The 21,386-nt window shown below is 64.1% G+C and carries 18 protein-coding genes; 8 read left to right on the top strand and 10 right to left on the bottom strand.

Features of this window, described 5'->3' with window-relative positions:
- Window positions 1-155 precede the first annotated feature (155 nt).
- On the top strand, window positions 156-2,126 hold the full coding sequence (locus QZ648_RS09145) for a tetratricopeptide repeat protein (RefSeq protein WP_169067825.1): 1,971 nt from the start codon (window positions 156-158) through the stop codon (window positions 2,124-2,126).
- 153 nt (window positions 2,127-2,279) lie between these two features.
- Here the strand turns inward: QZ648_RS09145 and QZ648_RS09140 are convergent, their stop codons facing one another.
- On the bottom strand, window positions 2,280-2,861 hold the full coding sequence (locus QZ648_RS09140; RefSeq protein WP_169067826.1) for a DJ-1/PfpI family protein: 582 nt from the start codon (window positions 2,859-2,861) through the stop codon (window positions 2,280-2,282).
- 388 nt (window positions 2,862-3,249) lie between these two features.
- On the opposite strand from QZ648_RS09140, the gene acnA reads away from it, so the two are divergent.
- Together acnA and QZ648_RS09130 are read left to right on the top strand one after the other, a co-directional pair.
- Window positions 3,250-5,967: an aconitate hydratase AcnA gene (gene acnA / locus QZ648_RS09135; protein ID WP_169067827.1), complete on the top strand. Its 2,718-nt coding sequence runs from the start codon at window positions 3,250-3,252 to the stop codon at window positions 5,965-5,967.
- A gap of 127 nt (window positions 5,968-6,094) precedes the next feature.
- A complete protein-coding gene (locus QZ648_RS09130) occupies window positions 6,095-7,264 on the top strand; it encodes a GNAT family N-acetyltransferase (protein WP_169067828.1) in 1,170 nt (389 codons plus the stop codon).
- Between the two features lie 38 nt (window positions 7,265-7,302).
- Here the strand turns inward: QZ648_RS09130 and QZ648_RS09125 are convergent, their stop codons facing one another.
- The 3 genes from QZ648_RS09125 to QZ648_RS09115 all read right to left on the bottom strand — a co-directional run bounded on the left by QZ648_RS09125 (window position 7,303) and on the right by QZ648_RS09115 (window position 11,056).
- Window positions 7,303-8,151, bottom strand: coding sequence for a Sir2 family NAD-dependent protein deacetylase (locus QZ648_RS09125; protein ID WP_291996803.1), 849 nt, complete (start codon window positions 8,149-8,151; stop codon window positions 7,303-7,305).
- A complete protein-coding gene (locus QZ648_RS09120; protein WP_169067830.1) occupies window positions 8,152-9,051 on the bottom strand; it encodes a radical SAM protein in 900 nt (299 codons plus the stop codon).
- Window positions 9,052-9,310: 259 nt separating this feature from the next.
- Complete coding sequence (locus tag QZ648_RS09115; protein ID WP_169067831.1) at window positions 9,311-11,056, bottom strand: cation:proton antiporter; 1,746 nt, start codon at window positions 11,054-11,056, stop codon at window positions 9,311-9,313.
- Between the two features lie 169 nt (window positions 11,057-11,225).
- Here QZ648_RS09115 and QZ648_RS09110 point away from each other — a divergent pair, with 169 nt between their 5' ends.
- The gene (locus QZ648_RS09110; protein WP_169067832.1) at window positions 11,226-11,681 is read left to right on the top strand and encodes a hypothetical protein; all 456 of its coding nucleotides are present in this window, start codon (window positions 11,226-11,228) and stop codon (window positions 11,679-11,681) included.
- 28 nt (window positions 11,682-11,709) lie between these two features.
- On the opposite strand, the gene QZ648_RS09105 is transcribed toward QZ648_RS09110, so the two are convergent.
- Window positions 11,710-12,198: a C40 family peptidase gene (locus QZ648_RS09105; RefSeq protein WP_291996802.1), complete on the bottom strand. Its 489-nt coding sequence runs from the start codon at window positions 12,196-12,198 to the stop codon at window positions 11,710-11,712.
- Between the two features lie 44 nt (window positions 12,199-12,242).
- On the opposite strand from QZ648_RS09105, the gene QZ648_RS09100 reads away from it, so the two are divergent.
- A complete protein-coding gene (locus QZ648_RS09100; RefSeq protein ID WP_169067834.1) occupies window positions 12,243-13,694 on the top strand; it encodes an NAD-dependent succinate-semialdehyde dehydrogenase in 1,452 nt (483 codons plus the stop codon).
- Window positions 13,695-13,785: 91 nt separating this feature from the next.
- On the opposite strand, the gene folK is transcribed toward QZ648_RS09100, so the two are convergent.
- The 4 genes from folK to hda all read right to left on the bottom strand — a co-directional run bounded on the left by folK (window position 13,786) and on the right by hda (window position 17,311).
- Window positions 13,786-14,391 carry a 2-amino-4-hydroxy-6-hydroxymethyldihydropteridine diphosphokinase gene (gene folK / locus QZ648_RS09095; protein ID WP_169067835.1) on the bottom strand — a complete coding sequence of 202 codons (606 nt, stop codon included), beginning with the start codon at window positions 14,389-14,391 and terminating at the stop codon, window positions 13,786-13,788.
- Window positions 14,388-15,755, bottom strand: coding sequence for a polynucleotide adenylyltransferase PcnB (gene pcnB, locus QZ648_RS09090; protein WP_169067836.1), 1,368 nt, complete (start codon window positions 15,753-15,755; stop codon window positions 14,388-14,390). The genes folK and pcnB overlap by 4 nt, the downstream gene beginning before the upstream one ends.
- A gap of 90 nt (window positions 15,756-15,845) precedes the next feature.
- Entirely contained in the window at window positions 15,846-16,511 is a 666-nt protein-coding gene (locus QZ648_RS09085) for an HAD family hydrolase (RefSeq protein WP_169067837.1), read from the bottom strand.
- A 20-nt stretch (window positions 16,512-16,531) separates the two neighbouring features.
- Window positions 16,532-17,311 carry a DnaA regulatory inactivator Hda gene (hda, locus tag QZ648_RS09080; protein ID WP_248595546.1) on the bottom strand — a complete coding sequence of 260 codons (780 nt, stop codon included), beginning with the start codon at window positions 17,309-17,311 and terminating at the stop codon, window positions 16,532-16,534.
- A gap of 30 nt (window positions 17,312-17,341) precedes the next feature.
- On the opposite strand from hda, the gene purM reads away from it, so the two are divergent.
- Window positions 17,342-18,379, top strand: a complete 1,038-nt coding sequence (gene purM / locus QZ648_RS09075; RefSeq protein WP_169067858.1) for a phosphoribosylformylglycinamidine cyclo-ligase — start codon at window positions 17,342-17,344, stop codon at window positions 18,377-18,379.
- Between the two features lie 69 nt (window positions 18,380-18,448).
- Here purM and QZ648_RS09070 read toward each other — a convergent pair whose 3' ends face one another.
- On the bottom strand, window positions 18,449-18,787 hold the full coding sequence (locus QZ648_RS09070) for a hypothetical protein (RefSeq protein ID WP_169067838.1): 339 nt from the start codon (window positions 18,785-18,787) through the stop codon (window positions 18,449-18,451).
- Between the two features lie 338 nt (window positions 18,788-19,125).
- On the opposite strand from QZ648_RS09070, the gene QZ648_RS09065 reads away from it, so the two are divergent.
- The gene (locus QZ648_RS09065; RefSeq protein WP_291996801.1) at window positions 19,126-19,509 is read left to right on the top strand and encodes a DUF6394 family protein; all 384 of its coding nucleotides are present in this window, start codon (window positions 19,126-19,128) and stop codon (window positions 19,507-19,509) included.
- Window positions 19,510-19,663: 154 nt separating this feature from the next.
- On the top strand, window positions 19,664-21,382 hold the full coding sequence (locus QZ648_RS09060) for a potassium channel protein (protein ID WP_169067839.1): 1,719 nt from the start codon (window positions 19,664-19,666) through the stop codon (window positions 21,380-21,382).
- The last annotated feature ends 4 nt before the right edge of the window (window positions 21,383-21,386 follow it).

The following is a 21,386-nucleotide window of genomic DNA, read 5'->3' as shown; positions in this document are numbered from 1 at the left end:
CACAGCCATTTTTCCATCAACCATCCTTGAGAAAGGATCGCCATGATGCAGAAGTTCCGGTCTTTCCTCTCAGCCCTTGTCCTCGTCAGCTTCCTCACGGCTTGTGCCGGCGCGCTGACTGGCGTGTCGGCACAGGTCATGACGCTTAGGCAGGCATGAAGGCACACGCTTTCGTCGTCATGCCCTTCGGCAGCAAGCGCGGGCCCGATGGGCAGCTGATCGACTTCAATCGGGTCTACGCCGAGTACATCTGGCCAGCGCTGAAGGCGGCCGGGATGGCAGTTTTCAAGGCCGACGAAGAGGAGCGTCCCGGCGATATCCTGGATGACATGTTCCAGGAACTGCTGCTCGCCGATCTGGTGGTCGCCGATCTGACGCTGGACAATCCCAATGTCTGGTATGAGCTCGGTGTCCGGCACGCGCTGCGCGCGCGTGGCGTGGTGCTGGTGCAGGGGCCACGGGCCAGCCAGCCCTTCGACACCTATACCGATCGCAAGCTGCGCTACACGCTGCGCGACGGTGCCCCTGACCCGGCCACTCTGGCGGCTGACTGTGCCGCCTTGACGGCGATGGCGCTGGCCAGCATGGCCAGCTCGACGCGGCGCAAGGTGAGCCCGGTTTTTAAGCGCATTCCCAATCTTGAACAGCCGCAGTGGCGGCAGCTGCTGCTCGAACAGCACAACGAGTTTTCCGACGCCCATGCCAGCTGGGATCGGCGAATGGAGATCGCGCGGCAGAAAAACCGTCCCGGCGATATTCTGCTGCTCGCCGACGAGACGCCAATCCGCGCCCTGCACCGTGAAGCCAAGCATACCGCCGGCAACGCCTTGCTCAAGCTCAAGCAGTATCAGCTGGCGCTCGAGCAGTTCGATCTGGCGCTGGCCATCGACGCTGATGACAAGGCCAGCCGGGAGAAAAAGGCGGTCTGCCTGGGTCGCCTGGGCCGCTTCGAGGAGGCGCGCGAATGGGTGCGGCAACTGACCCGTGACTATCCTCGCGATGCCGAATGCTGGGCACTGCTCGGGCGCGTCGAAAAGGAGAACTGGCTGGCGCGCTGGCGCCGGCCAGGGCTGACGCCGGCAGAGATGCACGCTGCCGCCAAGCATGAGAATGCGGCGCTTGGCGAGGCCATTGACCCCTACTACCAGGCCTTCATCGCCGACCCGGCGCATCATTACTCGGGGATCAACGCGCTGACCTTGCAACTTCTGCGCCAGCATTGTGGCGGCGAGACCAGCCAGACGGTGATCGACAACCTCATCGGTGGTGTCCTCTGGGCCAGCCTGACTGCCCAGGAGCGCAATCGCAAGGACTACTGGGCGCGCGCCAGCTACGCCGAACTCTGTTTGCTGGTCAATCCGCCGGCGAGTATCGGCAAGGAGTACGCGAACATGGTGGCGGCGGCCAACGGCGACTGGTTCGCGCTCGATTCGAGTCGCCAGACGCTGCAGCTTCTGCGCGATATCGACTTCCGGCCAGCCGAGACGGCTGCGGCGCTGGCCATCGTCGAACGCGAGATCGAGCGCAGCAGTCCGCCGTTCGAGCCCCGCCAGGTGCTGCTCTTCAGCGGTCACATGATCGATTCCGCCGGCCGCCAACCGCCGCGTTTTGCTGCCGAGAAGGAGGCGCTGGCGGCAGCGAAGATCGCCGAGGCGCTCGATCAGCTCGCCGCGGGGCCAGGGGACCTGGCGCTAGCGCAGGCCGCCAGTGGCGGCGACCTGCTGTTTCTGGAAGCGTGTCAGGCGCGCGGCGTCCGCCTGCAAGCGATGCTCCCTTTCGAGGAGCCCGAGTTCATCGAGCGCTCGGTTCTGCCGGCGAGCAACGGCGAGCACTGGCGGCAGCGCTACTTCACGCTGACCAGCATGCTTGCCGAGGAGCCGCGGATCATGCCGGCGGAACTCGGTACGCCGCCAAGGGACGAGCGCGGCGAAGCGGCGAATGCTTTCGAGCGCTGTAACCTCTGGCTACTGTACACCGCCCTAGCCTGGGGGGTCGACAAGGTGCGTTTCATCTGCCTGTGGGATGGCGGTGGCGGCGACGGCCCGGGCGGAACCGCGCACATGTACCACGAAGTCAAGCGTCGCACCGGACGGGTGAGCTGGCTCGATACGCGCAAGCTGTGGTGAGCCGCGGCTCACCCGCCGGGGGTTAATGTGAAAGTCGCGCAAGCGACTCACGAAACTCCCTTCTCCCCTCGCGGGAGAAGGGGCAGGGGAAGAGGGAAACGGTCATGACTTTCATCATCAGGGGTGTCTCGACATGTCATGACCGTCAGCGCCTCATGGCTCGATGCGCGTTCCGAGGACTTTCAGGAATTTGGCCAGCCAGTCTGCGTGTGCGGGCCAGGCCGGTGCGCTGACCAGATTGCCATCGACCAGCGCCTCATCGATCGGGATGTCGGCGAAGCTGCCACCGGCCGCGCGGACTTCGGGCGCGCAGGCTGGATAGGCGGAGCACGAGCGCCCCGCCAGCACACCGGCGGCAGCCAGCAGTTGCGCACCGTGGCAGATGGCGGCGATCGGTTTGCCGGCGCTGGCGAAATGCTGAACCATGGCGATCACTGCCGGGTCGAGGCGCAGGTATTCGGGCGCGCGGCCACCGGGAATGACCAGCGCGTCGTAGTCTTCGGCGTTCACGGTGGCGAACTCGGCGTTGAGCGTGAAGCGGTGTCCCGGCTTTTCGCTGTAGGTCTGGTCGCCTTCGAAATCGTGGATTGCGGTGCGTACCTGTTCGCCGCCAATTTTGCCCGGGCAGACGGCGTGCACGGTATGGCCGACCATCTGCAGGGCCTGGAAGGGAACCATCGTTTCGTAGTCCTCGGTGAAGTCACCGGTGATCATCAGAATCATTTTTGCGGCCATTTGGGTCTCCTTGGGGTGAGGGAAACGAGCGCTCGAAAGAAGCGTCACGAAGTTGATACGCAAGGATTGTATACAAAGCCTGTCGAATGCGCAGGCACTGCCGGGCGGCAGTTGCCGGGACGGTGTCGGGCGGCGTGCCTTTTCCCTGGAAAGGGAAGGGCGTTGGATTAGCGGTTATTATTAAGCTGTCGCCAACCTGAACTGCGCCCGCAGCTGCCATTGCGGAGGCCACGCCAGCCACGCCGGCCACCAAGCCACGCCGGCCGAGTTGGCAGCTTGTCCAGCGGTGGAAACGAGCCCGATTGCGCAATTGCCTGCTGCCCGATGTCGGTCCGACGTTGGCCCGATTGTTTCGTGTATCTCGTGCACAACCCTGCGGAGGTCTTCCATGTCGCATTCGCCGTTCAATACGCTGTCCCGCTTCTCTCCGCCTGCTCAGCCGGAGGCGCTGTTCTACTCGCTGCCGGCGCTGGCCGCGGCCGAGATCGGCAACATTGCCCGCCTGCCGGTGTCCCTGCGCATCGTGCTGGAATCGCTGCTGCGCCACTGCGATGGCCATCGGGTCACGGAGAGGAATATCCGCGAGCTCGCGCAGTGGCAGCCAAGCGCACCACGCAGCGAGGAGATTCCCTTTGTCGTCGCGCGTGTGGTGCTGCAGGATTTCACCGGCGTGCCGTTGCTCTGCGATCTGGCGGCGATGCGCCACGCAGCACAGGCCAGCGGCCACGATGCGCGCTGCATCGAGCCCCTGGTACCGGTCGATCTGGTCGTCGATCATTCGGTGCAGGTTGACCACTACGGCACCCCGCAGGCGCTGGAGCAGAACATGCGCCGGGAGTTCGAGCGCAATCACGAGCGCTATCAGTTCATGAAGTGGGGCATGCAGGCTTTCAACACCTTCCGTGTCGTACCTCCCGGCGTGGGCATTGTGCACCAGGTCAACCTCGAACATCTCTTCGCCGGCGTTCGCCGCCAGGAAACTGCAGGCGGCAGCCTGTGTTTTCCGGACACACTGGTCGGTACCGACTCGCACACGACGATGATCAATGCCGTCGGCGTCGTCGGCTGGGGCGTCGGTGGCATCGAGGCCGAAGCGGCGATGCTCGGGCAGCCGGTCTATTTTCTGACTCCGGATGTGGTCGGCGTCGAATTGGTCGGGCGCTTGCGGGAAGGGGTCACGGCGACCGATCTGGTGCTGACCGTGACCGAGCTGTTGCGCCGCCAGAAAGTGGTCGGTACCTTCGTCGAGTATTTCGGTGAGGGTGCCAGTACCCTGACCGTCACCGACCGCGCGACATTGGCCAATATGGCGCCCGAGTACGGTGCGACGATGGGTTTCTTCCCGGTTGACCAGAAGACCGTCAGCTACCTGCGCACCACCGGCCATAGCGAAGCCGACTGTGAGCTCTTCGAAGCCTATTTTCGTGCCCAGGGACTGTTCGGCATTCCCCGTGCTGGCCAGATCGACTACTCGCGCAGCGTACGCCTCGACCTCGCCAGCATCGTTCCCTCCCTGGCCGGCCCGAAGCGCCCGCAGGACCGCATCGCGCTGCCCGATATGGCGAGCAAATTCAATGCCTTGTTCAGCGCGCCGGAAGCGGATGACGGCTTCGCCCGGCCGCCCGAGACGCTGACCCAGCGCTACCCGTGCGAACGGCCCGGCGTTGATCTTGGCAATGGTGATGTGCTGATTGCGGCGATCACCTCGTGCACCAATACCAGCAATCCGGCGGTGATGATCGCCGCCGGATTGCTGGCCAGGAAAGCGGTGGCCCGTGGCCTGCAGGTGCAGGCGCACATCAAGACTTCGCTGGCGCCCGGCTCACGCGTGGTCACCGACTACCTGGAGAAGGCGGAACTGCTGGCACCGCTCGCCGAACTTGGCTTCGCGCTGGCCGGCTACGGTTGCACGACCTGCATCGGCAACGCCGGCGACCTCGATCCGGCCTTCAACAAGGCGATCACCGAGAACCAGCTGGTCGTTGCGGCGGTGCTTTCCGGCAACCGCAATTTCGAGGCGCGCATCCATCCCAATCTGCGCGCCAATTATCTGGCTTCGCCGCCGCTGGTGGTGGCTTTCGCCATCGCCGGGCGCGTCAACATCGATCTCGACAGCGAAGCCCTGGGCATCGGCGCCGATGGCCAGCCGGTTTTTCTGCGCGACATCTGGCCGACGTCGGAAGAAGTCGACGCGGTGCTGCCTCTGGCGCTCGATCCGGAAACCTTCCGCCGTCGCTATGCCGATGTCGGCGCCGATCAGGATCTGTGGAATGCCATTCAGGCGCGTAGCGGCGCGGTCTACGACTGGCCGCCATCGAGTTACATCGCGCGCCCGCCATTTTTCGAGCTGCCCGCCCTGCCGGCAGGCGATATCACCGGTGCGCGCGCGCTGCTGCTGCTCGGCGACTCGGTGACTACCGACCATATTTCGCCGGCCGGTGCTTTCGGCGAGGCGACGCCGGCGGGCAGCTGGCTCAAGGCCCAGGGCGTCGAGCGCGCCGACTTCAATTCCTATGGCGCACGCCGTGGGCACCATGAAGTCATGATGCGCGGCACTTTTGCCAACGTCCGCATTCGCAACCTGATGTTGCCGGCAGACGCCGCCGGGCGCCGACCAGAGGGCGGCCATACCCTGCTCGATGGTCAGCAGACGACGGTCTACGAGGCGGCGATGGCCTACCTTGAGCGCGCTACGCCGAGCATCGTCGTCGCCGGCGAAGAGTACGGCACCGGCTCTTCGCGCGACTGGGCGGCCAAGGGAACGCGGCTACTCGGCGTGCGTGCGGTGATTGCGCGCAGCTTCGAACGCATTCACCGCGCCAACCTGGTCGGCATGGGTGTGCTGCCACTGCAGTTCATGGCCGATGACTCGGCGACGGTGCTGCAGCTGCGCGGTGACGAGAGCTTCGAGATCCTGGGTCTGGGCCCGGATCTGATGCCCATGCAGAACCTTACCCTGGCCATCGTACGCGCCGACGGTGAGCGCCTGGAGCGCCCACTGCTGTGCCGCATCGATACACCGATCGAGGTTCAGTACTACTGGTCGGGTGGCATCCTGCCCTATGTCTTCGGTGAACTGATGGCCGAAGCTGCGGCCAGTCGCTGAGGGCAGGAAGCCGGCGGCAAGGGCTGGCGCCGCGCCGGCCCTTGCCGCCTGTTTCATCGCTACGGGCGCGGTGTTCCTGATCGCCTGCTGCATCCGCCAACTTGCCGCCATGCTCCGGGAGACCCGCTTGCCGTCTCGCATCTCAATCAGCACCGTCCCTTCGGCGAGCGCGATTCCGCGCCGGGCGTGGGATCGCCTCTGCCCTGCCGGTCATCCTTTCCTGAACGCCGATTTCCTGACCATCATCGAGGAGCATGGCGCGGCGGCGCGCGAATGGGGATGGGCTGCTCGCCATCTGGTGGCCAGCGACGCAAGCGGTGCCGTCGTCGGCCTTCTGCCGCTCTACCTGAAGACCCATTCGCATGGCGATTTCATCTACGACTGGTCGTGGGCCGCCGCCTATCGGCAGCTTGGTCGACAGTACTACCCGAAGTTGATGAGCTGCCTGCCGCACACGCCGGTGGCCGGACCACGCTTGCTGGTTGCCGCCGGGCCGCAGGCGACTGGCGCTCGCCAGGCCTTGCTCGATGGCGCCAGGGCGCTGCTGAGCAGCGCCGGTTTGTCGTCATGGCACGTGGCCTTGCCGGCCGACGCCGAAGCAAGGATGTTGCAGAGCGAGGGCTTGTTGATCAGCCACGACGTGCAGTTCCACTGGATCAACCCGGGTTGTGGCGATTTTGACGGCTATCTGGCGAGCTTCAGCGCCGCCAAGCGCCGCAAGGTGCGCGCTGAAAGACGGCGGGTGCAGGAAAGCGGCCTGGCGATCGAAATCAGGCACGGCGATCAGATCGATCCCGCCGAATGGCCGCTGCTGCACGCCCTCTACGCCGATACCTTCGAGAAGTTCAACAATCACGCCGTTTTCTCGGCGGCCTGTTTCGCCGCTCTGGGGACGGCGCTGGGTCGCTGCATGGTCGCTTTCATCGCTCGCGATCACGGCTTGCCGGTGGCCGTGGCGATCTGTTTTCGCAGCGACGAAGCGCTCTATGGACGCTACTGGGGCTGCCGCGGCAACTACCACAGCCTGCACTTCGAACTCTGCTTCTACCAGGGCATTGCCTATTGCCTGCAGCAGGGCCTGGCACGCTTCGAGCCCGGCGCCGGCGGCGAGCACAAGCTGTCACGCGGCTTCACGCCGACCGCCGTGCATTCTGCGCACTGGATCGCCGATCCTGAAATGCGCGCCCTGCTTGCCCGTCATCTGGCGCTGCAGGAGCAGGCGCTGGCCGACTACCGCGAGCAGGCGGCAGAGCACTTGCCGTTCCGGCGAGATCTGTGGTCGCCGTCAGCCGCCTGAAGTGGCCAAGCGGCATCGCCAGGAGTCGGCGCTGCCCGCTATTCCAGACTGACGGCAATGGCGCGCAGCGCTTCCAGGCCGCTGGCAGCGATAGCGAGGCCTTGGCCAGCTTTTCCGTCTTTGCCGCGTTTTTCATCGGGTAGTTGCGCTTCGCTGGGGTTGATACGGATCAGAGCTCCCTTGAGGCGCTCGCCGAGCAGGCGCACGGTCGGGATGTTGGTGCCGGCGCCGACTTCGATGATCAGCAGGCGCTCGACGCGTCGCAGCCAGGCTTGCAGGCGGCGATCCTGGGCGTCGCTGCGCTGCCCCAGCCATCCCCAGTCGCCGAACATCAGGATGTTCGGGCGGGCGATTTTCCGGCAGCGGGGGCAGAGCGGCAAGTCGCCGGTCAGCAGACACTGTTCTTCGTCGATCTCGGGTTCGAAGTCGTCGGCGGGCCAGATGCTGTCGCGGTCAGCGTTACAGCCAGCGCTGCACTGCAGGTGATGGATGGAGCCGTGGCATTCGCTGAGGCGATGGTCGGGAAAGCCTGCTTTCTGGAACTGTCCGTCGACATTGCTGGTGAACACGAAACTGCCATGTGCCAGCCTTTCGCCGATCCGGCGCAGGATGGCGAAGCCCGGGTGGGGAATGGTCTGCCGGTAGAGCTGCAGGCGATGCCCGTAGAAGCCCCAGGCGAGGCGGGGCTGGCGCTCGAACGCGGCCGGATTGGCAATCTGCTCAAAGGCGATGCGCGCGCGACCGAGCGCCGGGTAGGCGCCCCAGAAACCCTGCGTGCCGCGAAAATCGGGCAGGCCTGAATCGACACCGATGCCGGCGCCGGCCGTGATCAGCAGGCCGTCGGCCTGGGCGATCAGTTCCGCGCAATGCTGGTAGTCGGTAGGCACTTACAGCCCGCGTGCCCAGGATGGCCGCAGCGACGCGCCTTGCGGATCGGTGATTGCCTGCCGCAGCTGCTGCAGCAAGCGCTGCTTGTCGGTGCCCAGTGTGCCCTTGAGCACCAGCCAGTTCGACGCGTGGTCGCTGCGGAAAACCGTGCGTTTGAGTTGCAGTTGGTCGACAAAACTTTCCATTTCGACGAACAGCTCGTGCTGACTCAGCGGCCGCCAGCCCGGGAAGCCGCCACGGAAGCGTTCCTCGCCGCGTGGGAAACTGACCACCAGCGTTGCCAGATATTCGGGCTGCGTGGCGTTGAGCAGGCGCGCCGAGTTCTCGGCGTGGCGCAAGGACAGTGCCGGGCCGGCGAGGCCATTGAGAATCATCACCGAGCGTGTGATGCCGGCGGCGCCGAGCTTGTCGAGCGCGGCACGCGTCGATTCGAAAGTCTCGCCCTTAGTGACCCGTTCGAGGACTTCATCGTCGCCGGATTCGGCACCGACGTAGGCGATCGACAGGCCCGCGGCGGCCAGTTCGCGCAGTTCGTCGACCGATTTGCGGCGCAGATTGCGCGGCAGGCAGTAGCTCGATACGCGGCGCACGGCCGGCAGGTGCTTGCGGATGGCGTCGAGGACGGCGAGCAGGCGGCGCGTCGGGAGTACCAGGGCGTCGCCGTCGGCCAGGAAGACGCGCCGGACCTCGCTGCCGAAGCGTTCGCCGCTGCGCTGTATGCTCTCCAGCACCTCGCTCTCGTCGCGGGCACGAAAGCGTTTCTGCGCCGCGGTGTACATTTCGCAGAACGTGCAGTGATTCCACGAGCAGCCGTCGGTGATCGGCAGGATCAGCGACGCGGCTTCGCTGGGCGGCCGGTAAACAGGTTCGATGTAACGGATCGGGAGGACGGATGGCATGGTATTCGGGAGCGCGGGAGCGGCAAGCGGCGAGTGAACAAGCCCATAGTAGCCTGCTTTCCTCCTCTTGGTGATGGTCGCCAGGCGGCGATGGCGGTCTTGGGCGATTGCCGGAAAAGAACGTACCAGATTGCGCCGGATTTTCGGTTGGCTTCAAGGCGCGACAACGGGCGCATAGTCGAACTATGTAACTGTTGTCGTAACACAGAAGACGAGCGAAAAGACAAGCAAGATGGAATGTTATTTGACAGAAGTCGCCTTAGCTCTTGCGCGCGCGGCGCGAGGGTGCTTGCCCTTCCGGGCCGGCGCGCACCAGTGCATAGTCGGCGCTGCGCACTTCGCGCAACAGCATGTCGGTTTCGGCATTGCTGATGCCCAGCGATTCCAGGGTTTCGGCCGCCAGGCGCAGGCTGGCTTCGAGTGTCTCGGGATAGGCTTTGCTGACGCCGGCGCGCAGCAGGGCATCGCAGCTGGCCAGGTCGCGCGCGCGGGCGACGATGCTCACCTGCGGCAGTTGCGAGCGAATCAGCGACGCGGCGCGAACGGCGGTGTGCCGCTGGTCGATGGTCAGCACCACCAGGTCGACGTTCTGCAAGGACGCAGCGATCAGTAACTGCGGGTCGCCGAGGTCACCGTAGAACACCGGATGACCTTCGGCGCTCCATTTGGCGACCAATACGGCGTCGGTATCGAAGGCGACGTAGGAGATGCCGGTACTGGCCAGGATGGTTCCTACGGTGTGGCCGACGCGGCCATAGCCGCCGATCACCACGCGCACTGCCGATTCGCTGCCCTGCCCGGAGTAGCGGAAGCTCTGGTCAACGCCAACGGGCGCCGACGCGGCGCGTTGCGCCAGCCAGTTGCCGAGCTTTACCAGCATCGGGGTGAGCAACATGGTGAGTGAAATGACGGCCGCAGCCATGACGAAGACGAGATCGTCGATGATCCCCAGCGCTTTCGCGGCGCCGAAGAGCACGAAGCCGAACTCGCCGCCCTGCGCCAGCAGAAAGGACACTTTCAAGGCGATGCGGCGCCCGCTTCCGAAGCTCAGACAGAGCAGGTAGAGCACGAGGACTTTGATGACGATGATCGCCAGCACGTGCAGGCCGAACTCGAAGGGGTGCTGGACCAGCACTCCCACGTCCAGCGACATGCCGACGGCGACGAAGAAGAGGCTCATCAGCAGCCCCTTGTGCGGCTCCATGCCAGCCTCGATCTGCAGGCTGTAGCGTGAGGTCGAGAGCATCATTCCCATCAGGAAGGCGCCCAGGGCCATGGACATGCCGGCATGGTGCATCGCCCAGGCGGCGATGAACACGGCGCCCATTGCCGCCAGCAGGAAGGCTTCGCGGTTGTTCCGGCGCGCCAGATGGTCGAGGATCCGCGGCACCAGATAGCGGCCGCCACAGACCACCAGGGCGACCATCGCCGCTGCCAGGCCGAGCTGCTCCCACAGGGGCATGTCCTTGGGCAGGGGCCCGACGTCGGCGAGAACCGGCACCAGCGCCAGCAGTGGCACGATCGCCAGATCCTGCATCAGCAGCACGGCAAACGCTGTCTGACCGTGATGGCTGGCGATTTCGCCCTGATCTCTGAGCATTTGCACCACGAAGGCCGTGGAGGACAGGGCGAAACTGAAGCCGATCAGCAGCGCCGTGCTCCAGCGGTGCTCGAAGAGCCAGAAGTAGCCGGCGATCAGCAAAGCGGACAGAACGATCTGCAGCGAACCGAGGCCGAAGAGCGTGCGCCGTAGATCCCAAAGATGGCGTGGTTTCATCTCCAGGCCGATCAGGAACAGCAGCAGCACCACCCCGAGTTCGGTGAATTGGCGGACGTCGTCGACGTTGGCGGTAACGAAAGGCCCCGCCGTATGCGGCCCGACGATGATTCCGGTGACCAGCAGGCCAAGCACTGAACCGAGGCCGAAATGCCGAAACACGGTAACGGCGATCGCGGCGACGACCAGCAAGAGCACTGCGGAGTCAACGAAAGACTTGGGGTCCATGGTGCGCTGTCCGAGAACTCGCCGAAGTCGGTCGAGAGCTCAATACTAACGTGCTTTCGGCCTGCCGGCGCCCGCTCCGGTGGTGCTAAGATCACTCGCTTGGCCGGTTCGCCGCCTGCGGGCAGGGCGGGCCGTCGAGACTCACTGCATTGAGAAGGAGTGGCAGGTCATGAAGCATGAACACATTCTCGCCGGCTTGTCGCTGGCGCTTGCCTTGTCGCCTTTGGCTCTGGCGCAAAGTAACTCGCAGCTACAGTTACCGAGTAGCGTGGATGATTATCGCGAGTTGAAGCAAGCGCAACGTGGCGGGCCTTGCGAGCGCTGTGGTGTCGTCGTCGGGCTACGTTCGGAGAATCGCCAGGCGTCGGCTCGCCGCGATCCGGCCAACGCCGCCCGGCAGAACCCCGCGTCGCCCACTGCGCACATGGTGACGACACCGGTTCTCGCTTCCGGCACAATCGTCAAGGATGCGCGCCAGGCGGCGGCGCCGGTGCTGATCTACGTGCTCACCGTTCGCTACGAGGACGGCAGTTTCGCTTTCCTCGAACAGAGCGACGAGCCGACGGTGCTCAAGGGCGACCGGGTGCGGGTGGTCGAGGGCCGCGTCGAGCTACGCAACGACTAGCTGCAAGTTCAGTGGATTTCGGTGGCGTTCAGTCGAAGTAGTTGCGTGCCGTCTGGAAACGCTGCGCGTAGTAGCTGGCGGCCAGTTTGTCGATGCGCACCTGGCCGCGGGTCGATGGCGCGTGCACGAAGCGATCATCGCCGATGTAGATACCGACGTGCGAATAAGGGGCGTTGCGGGTGTTGAAGAAGACCAGGTCACCAGGGCGCAGCTCCGCGCGGTCCACCGGGCGGCCGTGACGCGCGATGTCGGCCGCGCTGCCAGCGACCTTGACGTCGGCTGCCTGTCGGTAGATGTAGCTGACCATACCGCTGCAGTCGAAGCCGGCTTCGGGGTTCTTGCCGCCGAAGCGGTAGTTGGTATCGACCAGCCCGAGCGCGAAGATCACCACGTCCATGCCTTTTTCGCTGGCCAGCGGTCTGTCGGCCGAACTGCTCGCTCGTGGCGCGGGGGTGCTGCCGCAGGCCACAAGCAGCAATGACAGGACGCTGGCGACGAGGATCTGTAGTACACGCATGACGCACAGTATAAACTGCGGTTTTCAGAAATACGGAGATTGTCATGCATCTGAACGATCCGCGCCTGTTGCGCTCCGACTGCTACATCGATGGTCGCTGGGAAGCCGCCGACGATGGCCGAACGCTGGCCGTCATTGACCCGGCAAGTGGTACAGCCATTGCCGATGTGCCGCTGATGACCGCTGTCGAGACGGTACGAGCGATCGATGCGGCTGCCGTCGCACTGCCGGAGTGGCGGGCAAAGACGGCCAAGGAACGCGCCGCGGTATTACGTCGCTGGTTTGACCTGATCCTTGAAAACACCGAGGACCTGGCGCAGTTGATGACTGCCGAATGTGGCAAACCGATTGTCGAGGCGCGTGGGGAGGTGGCTTACGGGGCGTCGTTTGTCGAGTGGTTTGCCGAAGAGGGCAAGCGTGCCTATGGCGAGAGCATTCCAAGCCCGGCCGCTGATCGGCGCTTGTTGACCATTCGCCAGCCGATCGGCGTCTGTGCGGCGATCACGCCGTGGAACTTTCCTCTGGCGATGATCACCCGCAAGGTGGCGCCGGCGCTTGCCGCCGGTTGTACGGTGGTCATCAAACCGGCCGAGCAGACGCCGCTAACGGCGCTGGCGCTGGCCAGGCTGGCACACGACGCCGAACTGCCAGCCGGCGTGTTCAACGTGCTGACCGGCGACCCGAAGACCATTGGGGCAACGCTGACCGCCAGCCCGGTGATTCGCAAACTGTCGTTTACCGGTTCGACCGAGGTCGGTCGCCTGCTGATGGCGCAGAGCGCGCCGACGATCAAGAAGCTGTCGCTCGAGTTGGGCGGCAACGCGCCATTCATCGTTTTCGATGATGCTGACGTCGATGCGGCGGTCGAAGGCGCGCTGATCGCCAAGTACCGCAATAGCGGACAGACCTGCGTCTGCGCCAACCGTTTTCTGGTTCAGGACGGCGTCTATGACGCTTTTGTGGCCAAGCTGGCCAGGCGCGTGCAGTCGCTGCGCGTTGGACCGGGAAGCGACGAAGGCGTCACGCAGGGGCCGTTGATCGACGAAGCTGCGTTGAGCAAGGTGCAGGCGCATATCGAAGACGCGCTGCGCAAGGGCGCACGGGTGGTGACCGGTGGCAGTCGTCATCAGCGTGGCGGCACTTTCTTTGAACCGACGGTACTCGCCGACGTGAGCAGCGATATGCGCGTTGCGCAAGAAGAAACCTTTGGCCCGGTCGCCCCGGTATTCAGGTTTGTCGACGAGGCGGAGGCAGTGCACATGGCCAACGACACCGAGTTCGGCCTTGCCGCCTACTTTTACTCGCGTGACGTGGCGCGTTGTCTGCGCGTCGGCGAAGCGCTCGAATACGGCATGATTGGCATCAATACCGGCTTGATTTCGAACGAGGTCGCGCCTTTCGGTGGTGTCAAGCAGTCCGGGCTGGGCCGCGAAGGCTCGAAGCACGGGCTTGATGAGTATCTCGAGATCAAGTACCTCTGCTTCAGTACCGTTTGACGCGCTGTCGGGAATTCCTCTGGCGACGATGCTGGTGCGGGGCGGCTGCAGTGATTTCGCTGTCCTGCACGAGGAAAGTCAGGCGATGGTGCTAATCAGCCAACTTCGCGATGCCTTGCATGCTGACCGCCGGTAGCCAGGCGGCAGCGCTGCCGCGGCCGGGGATCAGCGTCTGCGGTGCGATTTCGAGCAGCGGTGCGATGACGAAAGCGCGCAGGTGCATGCGCGGGTGCGGTATGCGCAGTCGCTGACTATCGACGGTCTGCTCATCGTAAAGCAAGAGGTCGAGGTCGAGGGTGCGTGGCGCGTGGTGATACTCGCGGCGGCGTCCAAAAAGACGTTCGATGGCGAACAGGGCGTCGAGCAGTTGCGGCGGCGTCAGGCGGGTGTGCAGGGCGGCGACGGCGTTGATGAAATCGGCCTGGCCGCGGATCGAGCGGTTTCCCACCGGCGCGCTGCGGTACAGTGACGACAGGCGCAGGAGTCGGCATTCGGCTACGCCGGCCAGCGCGCGACCAGCCGCACGGACCTGTGCCAGAGGGTCCGCCAGGTTGGCGCCCAGGGCGACGTAGGCCAGGTGCTCGCTGCTGGTGTCGGTGCAAGAAGTGGACGGGGATGGCAGTCTCTTGGCGTCCGCCCCGCGTTCTGCCGGCTGCGCGGCCTCGTCGCCCAGTACCGCAGCGTCACCGCGAGTCATTCCGCAGCGTCAGGGTTTTGCCCGGTGTCCTCGCTGGCGCGACGGCGACGGCGCCGGCGTTTCTTGACCGTGCCCGGTGCCGCCGGCAGGAGCATCGCCGCGCGGGCCTCATCGCTGGCGTGCAGAAACTCGGTCCACCAGTCGCCGATCTCCTGCGCGACTTCGCCGGACTCGACGCGCAGCAGCAGGAAGTCGTAGCCGGCTTTGAAACGTGGCTGCTGCAGGACGCCGTAGGCTCGCTTTCCGGAGCGCTGTTCGAAGCGCGGCTGCAGGGCCCAGATGTCCTTGATGTCGCCGGCGATGCGTCGGGTGATGGCGAGCTTTTCGGCCTGTACGTGCAGGACTTTGTCCATGGCCACGAAAAGTGACAGGATCGCGGGTTCTCCGCTGTTCTTTAGCGGCTCCCAGGTGGCCAGGACTTGATGCCAGAGCAGGGTGGCGAAAAGGAAGCCCGGTGAGATCGGTTTACCTTCCTCGACGCGCCGGTCGGTGGCCTCCAGGGCGAGCATCACGAAGCGTTCGCCGAGCGGCTGTTCGAGGATCACGTCGAGCAGCGGCAGGACGCCCTTGTGCAGTCCCTCTTCGCGCAGGCGCGTGACGCAGCGCAGCGCATGCCCGCAAGTGAGCAGCTTGAGCATCTCGTCAAACAGGCGCGATGGCGGCACGTTGTCGAGCAGATCGGCCATCTCACGGATCGGCCGCCGTGCCGCCGGGTCGATGGCCAGCCCGATCTTGGCCGCCAGACGCACTGCCCGCAGCATGCGCACCGGGTCTTCCCGGTAGCGTGTCTTGGGATCGCCAATCATGCGCAGGGTTTTCTGCTGCAGGTCGGCGAGGCCGTGGTGGTAGTCGATGATGGTTTCGGAACTGGGGTCGTAGTACAAGGCGTTGACCGTAAAATCGCGGCGGGCGGCGTCGTCCGACTGGCTGCCAAAAACGTTGTCGCGCAGCAAGCGGCCCTGCGCGTCGGTCTGTGCCTTGTTGCCGCCATGTGCACCTTCTTCGCCATGATGGCCGCGGAAAGTGGTCACTTCGATAGTTTCCGCGCCCATGCCGACGTGCACGATCTGAAAGCGGCGGCCAATGATCCGCGAGCGCCGGAAGCAGCGGCGGACCTGCTCCGGTGTGGCGTTGGTGGCGACGTCGAAGTCTTTCGGCGTCAATCCGGCAAGCAGGTCGCGAACCGCACCGCCGACGATGTAGGCCTGGTAGCCATTCTGCTGCAAGTCCTCGACGGTCTGCCGGCAGCCACGGCTGATCTGCTCCCGCTGCAGGCCGTGCTGGTCAACCGCGATCAGTGCCGGTTCGTTGCGTTTGTCGCTGCTTTTTCTTCCGAGAACGCGGGATATGAACTTGCGGATCATCGATGGATTCTTGTTCCTGTGTTGTGGTACTCCAGGCGCGGCATCATAGCCGATATTGCTTGCGCCATCAGCGATCGATCGGTGCTGCCGTCAGCCCAGGAGGCTGACGACCGGCCAGCCGGCGGATTCGGCGTGCGCGCGCAGCGTCGGGTCAGGGTCTACCGCCACCGGATGGCTGACCCTCGACAGCAAGGGCAGGTCATTCTGCGAGTCGCTGTAGAACCAGCTGCGCTCGAAACTTCCCCACCACAGGCCCATCGCTTCAAGCCAGGCCTCGACACGAATGATCTTGCCTTCGCGGAACGACGGTGTGCCCCGTGGCTGGCCTGTGAAGCGGCCGTTCTCGTGGGCAGGAATGGTGGCAATCAGATGCGCGATACCGAGATTGCGGGCCAGCGGCGCGGTGACGAAGCTGTTGGTAGCGGTGACGATGGCGCACAGTGCATCGCTGTCGAGGTGCTGGCGAACCAGGGCGCGTGCCTTGCCACCGACGATCGGCAGGATGTGTCGGCTCATGAACTCGCCGAGCCAGGCGTCGAGTACCTCGCGTGGGTAGCGCGTCAGCGGCTGCAGCTGGAAATCGAGGAAGAGCTCGATATCGAGCGTGCCGGCCTTGTACTGCTCGTAAAACGCGAGGTTGCGCGCTTCGTACAAGGCGCGGTCGAGCACCCCTTTGGCGATCAGGAACTGCGCCCATTCAAAGTCGCTGTCACCAGCGATCAGGGTATTGTCAAGATCAAAAAGAACAAGATCCATGGGTAGGCCTTTCGGGCAGCTTAGAGCTGCAGTGGCGCCTGCAGGACTTCGCGCAGCAAGCTCAGGGTGACCGGGCGTTTATGTTCCAGCGAGTAGCGGTCGATGGCCATCAGCAAGGCGCTTAGGCTGCGCATGTCGCGCGGTGCGCGCAGGAAAAGGTAGGCCAGAGCGTCCGCTGGCAGGGTCAGCCCGCGTGCCCGGGCCTGCTCGCCGAGCGCAGCCAGTTTCTCGGCGTCGCTCAAGGGTTGCAGTCGGTAGACCAGGCTGCTACCGAGCCGGGTACGCAGATCCTCGCGCAGGACGAGTTGTCGCGGGGGCACGCTGGCCGTCGCGAGGAGGCGCCCGGCGCTGGCGCTTAGGCGATTGATCAGGTTGAAAAGGCTGATCTGTCCGCCGGCGCTAAGTGCTTCGACGTTGTCGACGGCGTAGGCGCTGTCGTTCGGCGCGCATGGCGACATTGCCGACAGATCGGGGTCCACTCGCGCATCCGTGTACGCGGCTTCGCTGGCCTGTAGGAGGTGCGATTTACCGGCGCCGGCTTCACCGCAGAGAAAGAACAGCGGCTCGCGGTTGGCCGGCGCCAGCCAGGAGGCTAATCCGGTCAGCGCTTCACCGTTGCTGCCAACGACGAAATTCTCGAAGCTGGGTCGCTCTTCCGGCAGCAGGTCGAGAATCAACTGGCGCATCTGGAGTAGTTCAAGCTTGCGGGTTTGCGGTGCGATCAGCACGCGGGAGGGCCATTTCGGATAAAATTCGGGATCGGGCAGATCGAAGTGGCCCATTCTACCACTACGTGGCATCTGCCTGCCTTGCTCGGGACGCGCTACAAGATGACTCTGGAATCTCTCTCCTATCGCGATGCAGGTGTTGACATCGACGCCGGCGATGAACTTGTCGAACGTATCAAGCCCTTTGCCAGAAAGACTCTGCGCGAAGGGGTGCTCGGCGGCATCGGCGGCTTCGGCGCCCTGTTCGAGGTCCCGAAGCGCTATCGCGAGCCGGTTCTGGTCTCCGGGACCGATGGTGTCGGCACCAAACTCAAGCTGGCATTCCAGCTGCGGCGGCATGACACGATCGGTATCGACCTGGTGGCGATGAGTGTGAACGACATTCTCGTACAAGGCGCCGAACCGCTCTTCTTCCTCGATTACCTGGCCTGCGGCAAGCTCGATGTCGGTACTGCGGCGCGCGTCATCAAGGGCATTGCCGAGGGCTGCGAGCGGGCCGGATGTGCCTTGATCGGTGGCGAGACCGCCGAAATGCCGGGGATGTATCCCGAAGGCGAATACGATCTGGCCGGTTTTGCGGTCGGCGTTGTCGAAAAGTCGGCAATCATCGATGGGTCGACCATCATTCCCGGTGACGTGCTGCTCGGCCTCCGGTCATCGGGCGCACATTCCAACGGCTACTCGCTGGTACGCAAGATCATCGCCCGTTCCGGGGCTGATTTAGCGGCGCTTTTCGACGGCGAGCAGACGCTGGCCGACGCGGCAATGGCGCCGACACGAATCTACGTCAAGCCACTCCTGGCGTTGATGCAGGCGCTGCCGGTCAAAGGCATGGCACACATTACGGGGGGTGGTTTGACCGGTAACGTGCCGCGCATCCTGCCGGACAATGTTCGCGCCGAGATCGCTCAGGCGGCGTGGCAGCGGCCAAAATTGTTCGACTGGCTGCAGCAGGAAGGCGGCGTCAGCGATGAGGAAATGCACCGCGTCTTCAACTGCGGGATCGGCATGGTCGTCGTCGTTGCCCGCGAGGACGCACCACAGGCCGTCAAGATCCTCAACGATGCTGGCGAAGCAGCGCTGGTCATCGGTAGCATCAAGCCGCGCAGCGAGGGCGAAGCGCAGACCACCGTAGTGTGAGTATGAGTATGAGTGCTCGGTGCTGACTGCTCAATGAGCTGAGCCCTCCTGGCCGAGCGTGCTTGGCGATCAGACCTTGATGTTGATCTTGACGTCGCCGCCTGCTTTTCGGCGCCCGTTTTTTGAACGGGTGTCGAGCAAGACGGGGCGCTTTTCCGAGCGCCGTTCCTTCTGCCGCCGCTCGACCACTGCTGGCGGATTCTCCGCCTGCGTCGGCGTCTTTTCAGGAGCAGCCTCGTGCGGCTCGCGCCGCGGCCGCTCAGGGGCAGGCCAGGGCGGCTTTGGCAGCGCACTCGAAAGGGCGTTGTTGATGCCTTTGGCGCCGGTTACAGGTTCCGGTTTGCTGACTTCGTCGGATTCTCGGCCGATGTTGGCGACGGGCGGTACCACTTCAGCGGGAATTCTCATTGTCCTGCTCTCTCCTATCGCCGTTCAGTTTGCGGTTTGTCGATACAAGCAACAGCTTGACAAAGAATCCGAGCGGTCTGCGGGCAATCAGCAGACAATCGGTCAACGGCAAACTCCAGGCCGAACTTTAGCACTGGCGGGCGTGTTCTGCCGGCGGGCTATGCAATCGACTGTGCGGATCGGTCGCACGAGTTCACGCTCTCCTCGTCGTCGCTGGCGCTGATCTTTGTGCTGGCGCTGCTGGCCATCGGTTTTCTTTCGTAGCGCAGGCGAGTATGCTGTCAAGCTAAGTGCTTGGCGGTCGTGCGCCGGCTTTGTCTGCCGCGGAGAGGGTGCTCATGAATCTCGAGAAGGTGATTTTCGGCTTTTTTATTGTTCTCGCGGCAACGCTGAACTTCGGCTTCTTCATTGGCGACATCGACAATCCGAGGCACCACCACATCTATGAGCTGTTTGCCGCGATCGTCGTCAACCTGATCGCCACTGTCCTGAAGTTCGGCGACCGCACGCAGATCGGCGCGGTGCACCTGTCGACCAGCCTGGTCGCTGACCTGCAACTGGTGGCCGCAGCCTGCGTATGGGCCATCGCCGTGCATGTCTCAGGCGAGGGAATGTCGCCCGACGTCACCACCAGTGTCGTTTCGCTCAGTGGCGGAGCCTTACTGGCAAACTTCGTTTCGCTGGTGTTGCTGATTGCGGAAACGGTGATGTTGCGACGTTAGTGTGAAAGTCGCGGAAGCGACTCACGAAATTCCCTTCTCCCCCCATGGGCGAAGGGCAGAGGGAAGAGCGCAGAGGGAAGGGAGGGGGGAACGGTGATGACTTTTATGATCTCGGGCATCTCGACAGGTCATGACCGTTGATGGTGCCGCCGGAATGAACACCAGCATCTTCTTCCTGGCCTTGCGGCGGATGCGCGTACCGCTGATCGTGCTGATCGTCCTCTATGCGGTGTCCACGCTTGGTCTGACGATGGTTCCCGGCATCGATGAGCAAGGCCGCCCGGCACCGCCGATGAGTTTCTTTCACGCCTTCTATTTTGTCAGCTACACCGCCAGTACCATTGGCTTTGGCGAAATTCCGGTTCCCTTTTCCGATGCCCAGCGGATGTGGGGCACGGTGTGTATCTTCCTCTCGGTGATCGGCTGGTCGTACTCGATCATCAGCTTGCTGGCTCTGGTTCAGGACAAGGGCTTTCAGCAGGTGCTGCGCAGCGGCCAGTTCGCGCGCCGGGTCCGGCATCTCGGCGAGCCTTTCTATATCGTCTGCGGTTGCGGCGAAACGGGTTTGCTGATCGCCCGTGCGCTCGATCGGAGCGGCATCCGCGTGGTGGCGCTGGAGCGCAACGACGCGCGCATCCAGGAAGTGGAGCTTGAAGACTTCGCGGCGGACATTCTGGTCCTCTGTGCTGATGCGGCGCAACCGCAAAATCTGCTGCTCGCCGGCTTGAAGCATCGCAGCTGTCGCGGCGTGCTGGCGATCACCGACGACGATGCCGCCAATCTCGCAGTGGCGATTGCCAGCCGGCTGGTCAACCCACGCTTGATGGTCGTGGCGCGCGTCGCCAGTCCGGCGGTCGAGCGCAACATGATGTCCTTCGGGACTCACTACGTGGTCAATCACTTCGAGAAGTTTGCCGACTATCTGGCGCAGGCGATTCATTCACCGAGTTGGTTCCGTCTGGTCGACCTGCTCACCGGGCTGCCCGGCCAGGAAGTCCCTGAGCGGCACGATCCGCCGGTTGGCGACTGGGTGGTTTGCGGCTACGGTCTGTTCGGTCAGGCGGTGGTCCGCAATCTCGAGCGACAAGGTGTCAGCCTGACGGTCATCGCGCCGGAACAGAATCTGCCGGTCACTGTCCGCCACATCGTCGGCCACGGCATGGAAGCGGAGCCGCTACGGCAGGCGGGAATCGAGACCGCTGTCGGAATTGTCGCCGGTGGGGACAACGATACCAACAACCTCTCGATCGCCATGACTGCCAAGGAGATCAACCCGGAGCTGTTTGTCGTGGTGCGTCAGAACCGGGTGGCCAACGGCGTCTTGTTCGACGCTTACGACGCCGATTTCACCATGGTTCCGTCACGAATCGTCGCGCGTGAGTGCATGGCGCTAATTACCTCACCGCTGCTGACCCGTTTTCTGCGTCATATCCGCGCCTGGCCAGATGCACGTGCTGCAACCGTGGCCAAGCAGCTTGAGGAACTCTGCATCCACCGCGTACCCCTGGTCTGGAGCGTCCGACTGAACGCGGCCGACGCGCCGGCGGCGCACAAGCTGCTGATGATGGAGCAGGTGAAGATCAGTATGGGAATCTTGCGGCGCGACCCGGCGGCGCGCCAGGAGTTTTTGCCGCTGCTGCCGCTGCTGCTGGTGCGCGACGGACGCGATCAGGAGTTGCCGGGCGATGAAACGGCTTTGCGACCGGGTGACCAACTTTTGTTTGCCGGTACGCGGGCCGCCAAGGCGGCGCAGAACCTGACACTCGACAATCGCAATGCCCTCGAATATGTGCTGACAGGGCAGGATGCACAGGGCTTGCTGTGGCGCTGGTTCAATGCAAGCAAGGCAGCAGGCGATCCTGGCAGCCGCTAGGGCT

It is taken from the genome of Candidatus Accumulibacter sp. ACC012, from assembly GCF_907163155.1.
Lineage (GTDB): Bacteria > Pseudomonadota > Gammaproteobacteria > Burkholderiales > Rhodocyclaceae > Accumulibacter > Accumulibacter delftensis.
Note: the sequence above shows the minus strand (reverse complement) of the source record. Positions and strands in the feature narration are given on the sequence as shown.

Bases quoted from the DNA above. Each gene is read 5' to 3' on its own strand.
- QZ648_RS09145 (WP_169067825.1), top strand. From the start codon at position 156: ATGAAGGCACACGCTTTCGTCGTCATGCCCTTCGGCAGCAAGCGCGGG.
- QZ648_RS09140 (WP_169067826.1), bottom strand. From the start codon at position 2,861: ATGGCCGCAAAAATGATTCTGATGATCACCGGTGACTTCACCGAGGAC.
- acnA (WP_169067827.1), top strand. From the start codon at position 3,250: ATGTCGCATTCGCCGTTCAATACGCTGTCCCGCTTCTCTCCGCCTGCT.
- QZ648_RS09120 (WP_169067830.1), bottom strand. From the start codon at position 9,051: ATGCCATCCGTCCTCCCGATCCGTTACATCGAACCTGTTTACCGGCCG.
- QZ648_RS09115 (WP_169067831.1), bottom strand. From the start codon at position 11,056: ATGGACCCCAAGTCTTTCGTTGACTCCGCAGTGCTCTTGCTGGTCGTC.
- QZ648_RS09110 (WP_169067832.1), top strand. From the start codon at position 11,226: ATGAAGCATGAACACATTCTCGCCGGCTTGTCGCTGGCGCTTGCCTTG.
- QZ648_RS09105 (WP_291996802.1), bottom strand. From the start codon at position 12,198: ATGCGTGTACTACAGATCCTCGTCGCCAGCGTCCTGTCATTGCTGCTT.
- QZ648_RS09100 (WP_169067834.1), top strand. From the start codon at position 12,243: ATGCATCTGAACGATCCGCGCCTGTTGCGCTCCGACTGCTACATCGAT.
- folK (WP_169067835.1), bottom strand. From the start codon at position 14,391: ATGACTCGCGGTGACGCTGCGGTACTGGGCGACGAGGCCGCGCAGCCG.
- pcnB (WP_169067836.1), bottom strand. From the start codon at position 15,755: ATGATCCGCAAGTTCATATCCCGCGTTCTCGGAAGAAAAAGCAGCGAC.
- QZ648_RS09085 (WP_169067837.1), bottom strand. From the start codon at position 16,511: ATGGATCTTGTTCTTTTTGATCTTGACAATACCCTGATCGCTGGTGAC.
- hda (WP_248595546.1), bottom strand. From the start codon at position 17,311: ATGCCACGTAGTGGTAGAATGGGCCACTTCGATCTGCCCGATCCCGAA.
- purM (WP_169067858.1), top strand. From the start codon at position 17,342: ATGACTCTGGAATCTCTCTCCTATCGCGATGCAGGTGTTGACATCGAC.
- QZ648_RS09070 (WP_169067838.1), bottom strand. From the start codon at position 18,787: ATGAGAATTCCCGCTGAAGTGGTACCGCCCGTCGCCAACATCGGCCGA.
- QZ648_RS09065 (WP_291996801.1), top strand. From the start codon at position 19,126: ATGAATCTCGAGAAGGTGATTTTCGGCTTTTTTATTGTTCTCGCGGCA.
- QZ648_RS09060 (WP_169067839.1), top strand. From the start codon at position 19,664: ATGAACACCAGCATCTTCTTCCTGGCCTTGCGGCGGATGCGCGTACCG.